At 61.8% G+C, this 8045-nt stretch carries 7 protein-coding genes, 1 tRNA gene and 1 pseudogene; 5 read left to right on the forward strand and 4 right to left on the reverse strand.

The window, feature by feature from the left end; all coding sequences use genetic code 11:
* Positions 1–721 (reverse strand): annotated as a pseudogene (locus RBR29_RS09055) (aminopeptidase N); the annotation flags it as partial.
* On the opposite strand from RBR29_RS09055, the gene RBR29_RS09060 reads away from it, so the two are divergent.
* Positions 720–1541: a DUF4136 domain-containing protein gene (locus tag RBR29_RS09060; RefSeq protein WP_320348734.1), complete on the forward strand. Its 822-nt coding sequence runs from the start codon at positions 720–722 to the stop codon at positions 1539–1541. The pseudogene RBR29_RS09055 and the gene RBR29_RS09060 overlap by 2 nt on opposite strands.
* A gap of 6 nt (positions 1542–1547) precedes the next feature.
* Here RBR29_RS09060 and RBR29_RS09065 read toward each other — a convergent pair whose 3' ends face one another.
* A complete protein-coding gene (locus tag RBR29_RS09065) occupies positions 1548–1919 on the reverse strand; it encodes an H-NS histone family protein (protein WP_320348736.1) in 372 nt (123 codons plus the stop codon).
* Positions 1920–2092: 173 nt separating this feature from the next.
* Between RBR29_RS09065 and RBR29_RS09070 the strand changes: the two genes are divergently transcribed.
* The gene (locus RBR29_RS09070; RefSeq protein WP_320348737.1) at positions 2093–2956 is read left to right on the forward strand and encodes a carbon-nitrogen hydrolase family protein; all 864 of its coding nucleotides are present in this window, start codon (positions 2093–2095) and stop codon (positions 2954–2956) included.
* Positions 2957–2966: 10 nt separating this feature from the next.
* The gene (gene tldD / locus RBR29_RS09075) at positions 2967–4421 is read left to right on the forward strand and encodes a metalloprotease TldD (RefSeq protein ID WP_320348738.1); all 1455 of its coding nucleotides are present in this window, start codon (positions 2967–2969) and stop codon (positions 4419–4421) included.
* A gap of 49 nt (positions 4422–4470) precedes the next feature.
* On the opposite strand, the gene pncB is transcribed toward tldD, so the two are convergent.
* Positions 4471–5676 carry a nicotinate phosphoribosyltransferase gene (gene pncB, locus RBR29_RS09080; protein WP_320348739.1) on the reverse strand — a complete coding sequence of 402 codons (1206 nt, stop codon included), beginning with the start codon at positions 5674–5676 and terminating at the stop codon, positions 4471–4473.
* A gap of 152 nt (positions 5677–5828) precedes the next feature.
* Between pncB and RBR29_RS09085 the strand changes: the two genes are divergently transcribed.
* Positions 5829–7448 (forward strand): fatty acid--CoA ligase, encoded by a 1620-nt coding sequence (locus RBR29_RS09085; RefSeq protein ID WP_320348740.1) that lies wholly within the window; start codon positions 5829–5831, stop codon positions 7446–7448.
* Positions 7449–7523: 75 nt separating this feature from the next.
* Here the strand turns inward: RBR29_RS09085 and RBR29_RS09090 are convergent.
* Positions 7524–7599 (reverse strand) — tRNA-Thr (locus RBR29_RS09090).
* A 215-nt stretch (positions 7600–7814) separates the two neighbouring features.
* Here RBR29_RS09090 and RBR29_RS09095 point away from each other — a divergent pair.
* Positions 7815–8045 (forward strand): MAPEG family protein (locus RBR29_RS09095; protein WP_320348742.1); only part of this gene is annotated, 231 nt, incomplete at its 3' end.

Below are 8045 nucleotides of genomic sequence, written 5' to 3' on the forward strand. Positions count from 1 at the left end.
TCGCGTTTGCCAGGCAGTCCAGCGCCCAGCGTGTCTGCTCGCGGCAGCCCCTGTCGCTGTAGACCTGCAGCAGGACTTCGCGGCCGCTGCGCGTGGTTTCGGTACGTTCGATGCAGTCGAAATCGCCGGCCACCAGGGCGAACAGATAGCAGGGCTTGGGGTGGGGGTCGCGCCACAGGGCTTGATGGCGGCCGTCCGGCAAGGTGGTCTGTTCGATCAGGTTGCCGTTGGACAGCAGCAGTGGATAGGCAGTCGGGTCGGCGCGCAACAGCACCTCGAAGCGCGCCATCACATCGGGCCGGTCCGGAAACCAGGTTATACGGCGAAAGCCTTCGGCCTCGCACTGGGTGAACAGCTTGTCGCCCGAGACGTACAGGCCCATCAATTTGGTGTTGGCGGCTGGGTGGCACAGGCTGACGACATGAAGGGTGAAGGGTTTGCCGTGTTTGGGCGGGATCAGCTGAAGACTGCCGTCGGTCAGCTGATATTCGGTGGCAGCCAGCGGGCGGCCATCGAGACGGATGTCGATCAGTTCCAGGTCTTCGCCTTGTAGTACCAGCGGGGTGCCAGGCGCTGTGCCGGGGGCGGGTTCGAACCGCAGTTCAGAGCGCACCTGGGTGGATTCCGCCGCCAGATCGAATTCCAGCCGGACCTGGGGCAGCCGGTAGGGATAGGGGGTGTAGTCCTGGCGGAAAATGGTGGAGGCGGAATCCGTGCGCATGAGTCTGTTTCCGAAAAACGTTTTGTGCGGCTCCATTGTAGTCGGCCCACTGGTGCAAGCGGTCTTTGGGCGGGCTGTATCGGAGTGCAACGTCCGGCTGTTCGAGAAACGCTGCTGCGCCTATCATTGGGGGGAGATGGGCCCGGAGACGGGTTTCTGGAATCTGGGTGCTGTACGCAGCAAAGGCGGTATGACAATGGCAACAGTGGCAAAAGCCCGCAGATGGGGCCGATGGTTTTCCAGCTTATGCCTGGCGGTGATGCTGGGGGGGTGCGCATCGGTGTTTTCTGCCCAGGTCACGCGCTATCAGCAGTGGCCGGACAATACTCAGGGGGCGACCTATTGGATCGAGGCCAATGAGGCCCAGCGCAATAATCTGCAGTTTCAGACGTATGCCGATACGGTACGTGCGGCATTGGGGCCGACCGGTCTGGTAGAGGCCCGGTCAGCCGATGCGGCGCGTTTCACGGTGCATATGGAATACGACAGCCCGCTCGAACGTGAATGGCGCCAGGAATTCGTCGATCCTTACCTGTACCCAGGGTTTTACGGACCCTATTTCGGTTTTCGGCATCCCCGCTGGGCGTGGGGAATGGGGCCGGCGATTCAGACTGTTGCAGTCGATGTGTATCGCCTGACGCTGTCCGTTCGGATCCTCGATCGGACACAGCAGGGGCGCGAAGTCTATCGCGCCACGGCGGTGGCTTCCAGTCGTCAGAACCAGTTGGGCGCGGCCATGCCTTATTTGGCGCGCGCCCTGTTCGACCGGTTCCCTGGACGCAATGGCCAGGTCATCGAGGTGCGGTATCCTGTGGAATGAATCCGCTCAGGCGGTTTCGGTGGCAATCAGGAAAGTGCTGCGCGGGGTGCCGGCGGCTTCGGCGTCGGTGATCCAGCGCGGGGCCTTGCCGCGCCCCGTCCAGGTGGCCTGGGTTTCCGGGTGGCGATATTTGGGGGCGATCACGCGTTTTGCGGCCGCAGTTGTCTTGCGGGCCGCAGGGGACGCCCGGCCGCCTGCCTTGCGATTGAATGCCGTGGCGATTTCTTCAGGGCTGATGTCGTATTGACGCATCGTGCGCACGATTTCGACGATCTTGGGCTTGCGTTCCTTGGCTTGCAGCGCCTGGATTTTTTTCTGGATCTTGGCCATTTCTTTTTCAAGGCGGGATTTTTCGGTGTTATAGCTGGTACGGGTCATCCATGGCTCCGTTTGGTTTTGAGTGATCGTCCGGATTCATATACGTGTTTATTGAGAGAGACGCGAATCCAGACGATGATTTTAAACTGGTTTATGGGGTCATGTGAAATGGCGGTTATTTTGACGTGTGGCGACAGCACGACATGATGCGTATTTGATAATCGGGAGCATGCATGAACAATCAGGACCGTTCGATGCAGGTTGCGGCCGTGCAGATGGTGTCTGGAATGACAGTGGCAGATAATCTGATTCAGGCCGAACAGGAAATAGAAAAAGCGGTCGCCTCGGGAGCGGCACTGGTGGCGTTGCCGGAATATTTCTGCTTCATGGGGAAACACGATGCGGACAAGTTGCCGCTTGCCGAGCCCCCCGGAAACGGGCCGATCCAGTCGTTTCTTTCGGATCAGGCCCGGCGTCACGGTATTTGGCTGGTCGGCGGCACGCTGCCCCTGCGCAGCCCGGACGCAGGCCGGGTTTATAACACATGCCTGGTTTACGATCCCGAGGGGCGGGTCAGCGCCCGTTACGACAAGATTCACTTGTTCAGTTTTCAGCGCGGACAGGAATCCTATGATGAATCCCGGGCCATTCGTCCCGGGGATGACCCTCCCCAGGTCTTTGATACACCGTTCGGGCGCACGGCGCTGGGAATTTGCTACGATTTGCGATTTCCTGAATTCTTCCGGGCGCAGGGCGATGTGCGGTTGATGGTGCTGCCTGCCGCTTTTACCTGGACCACGGGTTCAGTACACTGGGAAGTCCTGTTGCGTGCGCGGGCCATCGAAAACCAGTGCTACGTACTGGCCAGTGCCCAGGGCGGCGTGCATGCCAATGGCCGGCGCACCTGGGGGCATTCGATGCTGATCGATCCCTGGGGGGAAATCCTGGATTGCTTGCCCGAAGGCCCCGGAATGGTTGCAGGCAGGCTGGATGCGGACCGTCTGGAGACGGTGCGGGCCTCATTGCCCGCGTTGCGCCATCGGGTCCTGGGGTCAAACGCCAGGATGCCTGGGTGCGGCACGAATATTGATGGATGAATGGTGTCAGATGAAACTTGTTGAACCGGGCGTAGATGCCCTGAATACCGCCCGGGCGTTGCTGCTGGATCCCTGGGGGCTGGATGAATCCCATTTGGCGCGGGCACTGTCCGATATCCACAGCCATCGCGTCGATTATGCCGATCTGTATTTCCAATATAGCTGCTCCGAGGGCTGGAGCCTGGAAGAAGGCATCGTCAAGACCGGCAGTTTTTCCATCGACCAGGGGGTGGGGGTCAGGGCAGTCAGCGGTGAGAAAACCGCGTTTGCCTATTCCGACAGCCTGTCGCCGCAGGCCCTGATGTCTTCGGCCCGGGCGGTGCGTACCATTGCGCGCCAGGGGGCGGGCAGGTGCCGTGTCGATGGCGGCATCGACACGCCGCACCAGCTGTATGCTGCCATCAATCCGGTGGATTCGCTGTCCGCCCCGGACAAGGTGGCGCTGCTGGAACGGGTCGAACGCATGGCCCGCGCGGCCGACCCGGAAATCATCCAGGTCATGGCCGGCCTGGCCGCCGAATATGACGTCATTCTGGTGGCGGGCAGCGATGGCCGCCTGGTGGCCGACGTGCGCCCCCTGGTGCGTCTGTCCCTGACCGTCATCGCAGAACGCAAGGGGCGGCGGGAAATGGGCCACGGTGGCGGAGGCGGGCGTACCGGGTTGGCCTATTTCACCGATGAAGTGTTGCGCGGCTATGTGGACCGGGCGGTGCACGAGGCGCGCGTCAATCTCGAGGCGCGTCCCGCACCGGCCGGGCAGATGACCGTGGTGCTGGGATCCGGCTGGCCTGGCATTCTGCTGCACGAGGCGGTGGGCCACGGGCTGGAAGGCGATTTCAATCGCAAGGGCTCCAGCGTGTTTTCCGGGCGTATCGGCGAACGTGTCGCCTCGCGCGGGGTCACGGTGGTGGATGACGGCACGCTGGCGGATCGGCGCGGTTCGCTGAACGTCGACGACGAAGGCCATCCCACGCAATGCAACGTCCTGATCGAAGATGGCATTTTGCGCGGCTACATGCAGGATTCCATGAATGGGCGCTTGATGAATCAGGCGTCCACCGGCAATGGGCGGCGCGAATCCTATGCGCATTTGCCCATGCCGCGCATGACCAATACCTACATGCTGGCCGGGCGCGATGACCCCAAGGACATCATCGCCTCGGTGGATCGAGGCCTGTATGCCGTCAATTTCGGCGGCGGCCAGGTGGACATCACCAGCGGCAAATTCGTGTTCTCGGCGTCCGAGGCCTATCTGATCGAGAATGGCCGGGTCACTTATCCGGTCAAGGGGGCCACCCTGATTGGCAGCGGCCCCGAGGCCATGGGGCGCATCGCCATGATCGGCGACGATCTGGCCTTGGATTCGGGGGTGGGCACGTGCGGCAAGGAAGGCCAGAGCGTGCCGGTCGGGGTCGGCATGCCGACCCTGCGCATCGATGGCCTGACGGTCGGCGGCACGGCTTAGGGATTTTGATCTGCCTCGAATCTGGGGCCTGAATCCCGGTGCAAGGACCTCAGCCAGGACGGTTGAAGACCTGACGCAGATAGGCCAGAAAGGTTTCGTCAGTGCAATGGGTCTTGCCGGGGCTGTCGGGCAGCTTGGCGGTTGGCATGCCATTGCACTGAGTCAATTTCATGACCATGTTCAACGGCCTGGGGCCCAGGTCGTTGGTCAGGTTGGTGCCGATGCCGAAGGCTGGCTGCACCCGATCGGCGAAGTGGCGATACAGGGCCAGTGCGCGCGGCAGATCCAGGCTGTCCGAAAAGACGAACCGCTTGCTGGCCGGATCGATGCGCAGTGATTGGTAGTGGGCGATCGCCCGCTCGCCCCAGGCGATCGGGTCGCCGGAATCGTGGCGCAGCCCGTCGAACAGCTTGGCGAAATACAAGTCGAAATCCGCCAGAAAGGCGTCCATGCCCACCACATCGGTCAGCGCGATGCCCAGGTCGCCGCGGTATTCCTGGACCCAGTCCTCCAGGGCGGCGCGCTGGAAATCCCGCAGCCTGACTTTGCCGAATGCCTGGTAGGACTGCAGGTATTCATGCGCCATGGTGCCCACCGGGGTCAGATCGTATTGCCGGGCCAGATCGACGTTCGACGTCCCGGTCATGTACTGCGGCACGGCCTGACGCAGCCGATCCAGCACTTCTGCTTGCCAGGGGCGTGAAAATCGCCGCCGCAGGCCGAAATCCGAAAGCAGCAGGGGAAAGCGCCGCGCCGGTTCACGGCTGAAATCCTGCAACAGGATGATCTTGTCCGTCAGCCGCCGGCGGCCTTCCGCCAACACGTCGGGCGTTTGATAGCGCCGGAAATACAGTTCGTTGACGATGGACAGGACAAAGGTTTCGAAGGCCGTCACATGGACTTGCGGTCCGCGTGCCACGATCTCCAGCGTGTCGTCCCGGGTCGAGACCTGGATGAAATGACGCTGGAAATGAAACAGCGACAGAAAATCGACAAAATCGGATTTGATGTAGCGCAGCCTGCGCAGGTAATCGAGTTCTGCGGGCTGGAAGTGCAGGGTGCACAAGTGATCGAGCTGCTGTTCGACGGCTGGTGCCAGTTCGGACAGGGGATGTTCGGGGCGTTCTCGGCAGATGAATCGGTATTCAGCCTGCGCGGCCGGGTGATGGTGCAGCATGGCTTGCCACATCGTGAATTTGTACAGATCGGTATCCAGCAGGGATTCGATCACGGGAACGAAAGGTTCGGTCGGCATGTGGCAGTCGATGTCTGGTGTCCGTCCGATGGAGTGGACGGCGGCCCATGGGGATGGGATCCATCCGGGGCGGAGACGTTCATGTTAGCGGATTTCAAACGCCGGGCCGGGGTATAAGAAGGCATGCCTTTTATCCAACAGGAGATCATGTCATGGCAATTGAACCTCTGGCGGCATCCTCGGCGTATGGCTACCCCTTGTTGATCAAGCAGATCTTCCTGTCGTCCCGGGCGACGGCCAGTGATCGCGAGATCGTCTATCAGGGGCGCCGTTTCCGCTACCCTGATTTTTTCGATCGTGTGTCGCAGTTGGCGCGAGCGTTGACCGACCTGGGCGTCCGGCCAGGCGATACCGTGGCCGTCATGGATTGGGACAGTCATCGCTATCTGGAGGCATTTTTCGCCGTACCCATGATGGGTGCCGTGCTGCAGACGGTCAATGTGCGCCTGTCGCCGGACCAGATCGCCTATACCCTGAATGATGCCGAAGCCGGCATCTTGTTGATCCACGACGATTTCGTACCGATTCTGGCCACCATCCGGGATCGCTTGCGGACCGTGCAGCGGATTGTGTCGCTGACCGACTCGGCCGATGGCGGACAGGCCGGAACGCATGGCGAATACGAGGCCCTGCTGGCGCGCGCGCAGCCGGAGTTCGATTTTCCGGACCTGGACGAGGGCACGCGGGCGACCACCTTTTATACGACGGGCACCACGGGCGACCCCAAGGGCGTGCATTTCAGCCATCGCCAACTGGTTTTGCACACACTGGCAGCGTCTGCAGCACTGGGCAGTCCAGTGGCGCAAGGCCGCCTGCATCGTGACGATGTCTATATGCCGATGACGCCCATGTTTCATGTGCATGCCTGGGGGCTGCCCTACGTGGCGACCCTGCTGGGCCTGCGGCAGGTCTATCCCGGGCGCTACCTGCCGGATACCCTGTTGCGCCTGATCCGGGAAGAAGGCGTGACGTTTTCGCATTGCGTGCCCACTATTCTGCACATGTTGTTGAACCATCCCGATGCCGCAGGCACGGACCTGTCGGCCTGCAAGCTCATCATCGGAGGATCGGCGTTGCCACAGGGGCTGGCGCGGGCGGCGTTGGATCGCGGCATCGACGTGTTTACCGGCTATGGCATGTCCGAGACCTGCCCGATCCTGACGCTGGCGCAGCTGCGCGGCGGGGATGCGGACCCGGAAGCCCAGTTGCGCGATCGCACGCGCACCGGTTACGCACTGCCGCTGGTGCAGTTGCGTGTGGTGGATGATGATCTGCAGGATGTGCCCAGCGATGGTGTCAGTGTCGGTGAGATCGTCGTGCGTGCACCATGGCTGACCCAGGGTTACCTGGGCCGGCCCGGGGCGTCCGAATCCCTGTGGCGGGGCGGCTGGCTGCACACGGGCGATATCGGGACACTGGATGCGCGGGGCATGCTGACGGTCACGGATCGTCTCAAGGACGTCATCAAGACAGGTGGGGAATGGGTATCGTCGCTGGCACTGGAAGACGTGATTTCCCGTCATCCGGCCGTGACGGAGGTGGCCGTGGTGGCCGTGCCGGACGTCCGCTGGGGCGAGCGGCCCTTGCCGCTGGTGGTGCTCAAACCGGGCCAGAGCGTTGACGAACAGGCCATTCGCGCCCATGTCCAGGCGGCGGTCGATGCGGGCGCTCTGTCGCGTTTTGCCGTGCCCGATCAGGTCCGGTTCGTGGACAGCCTGCCGCGCACCAGCGTGGGCAAGCTGAACAAGCGGGTCATGCGCGATATGCTGTAGCGGTTTCTTGGTCCGAAATGACACCGGACAAAGAAAAAGCGGCTTTGCAAAAAATCTGCAAAGCCGCTTGAATCCTGGTGCCGGCTAGAGGAGTCGAACCCCCGACCTTCTCATTACGAATGAGCTGCTCTACCAACTGAGCTAAGCCGGCAATGATCAATGCGAAAGCGCCTGACCTATCGGATGATGTCGCAAAACACGTCATCACCAAAGCCAACCATTGTACATGAATTTTTTTGTCGTTTGGGGGTTCTGGATCGAATCAGGCAGGATGAGCGGATGGTGCCAAGGAGGGGATGGCTGGGACGGGATGCCGGCATGTCGGCATAATGCGCCCATCGAGTCACACATTCATGCGAGGTCGAAATGAGTTGGATCCAGGGATTGATGGTGGCAGCTGCCGTGCTGCCCTACGGGGCCGCGCTGGCGGCCAAGGCCGGCGGGCGCCGGTTCGACAATGACAATCCGCGATCCTGGCTGGCCGCGCAGCAGGGTTGGCGCGCGCGCGCCAACGCCGCGCAGGCGAATCTGTTCGAAGGATTGCCGTTTTTCTATGCCGCCGTACTGTATGCCTTGCACGCTGGCGCGCAGCCGGAC

The organism is Castellaniella sp., from assembly GCF_034007085.1.
Taxonomy (GTDB): Bacteria; Pseudomonadota; Gammaproteobacteria; order Burkholderiales; family Burkholderiaceae_B; genus Castellaniella.

Excerpts from the sequence above, each read along its gene's own strand:
- RBR29_RS09060 (WP_320348734.1), top strand. The coding sequence starts at position 720 with ATGAGTCTGTTTCCGAAAAACGTTTTGTGCGGCTCCATTGTAGTCGGC.
- RBR29_RS09065 (WP_320348736.1), bottom strand. The coding sequence starts at position 1,919 with ATGACCCGTACCAGCTATAACACCGAAAAATCCCGCCTTGAAAAAGAA.
- RBR29_RS09070 (WP_320348737.1), top strand. The coding sequence starts at position 2,093 with ATGAACAATCAGGACCGTTCGATGCAGGTTGCGGCCGTGCAGATGGTG.
- tldD (WP_320348738.1), top strand. The coding sequence starts at position 2,967 with ATGAAACTTGTTGAACCGGGCGTAGATGCCCTGAATACCGCCCGGGCG.
- pncB (WP_320348739.1), bottom strand. The coding sequence starts at position 5,676 with ATGCCGACCGAACCTTTCGTTCCCGTGATCGAATCCCTGCTGGATACC.
- RBR29_RS09085 (WP_320348740.1), top strand. The coding sequence starts at position 5,829 with ATGGCAATTGAACCTCTGGCGGCATCCTCGGCGTATGGCTACCCCTTG.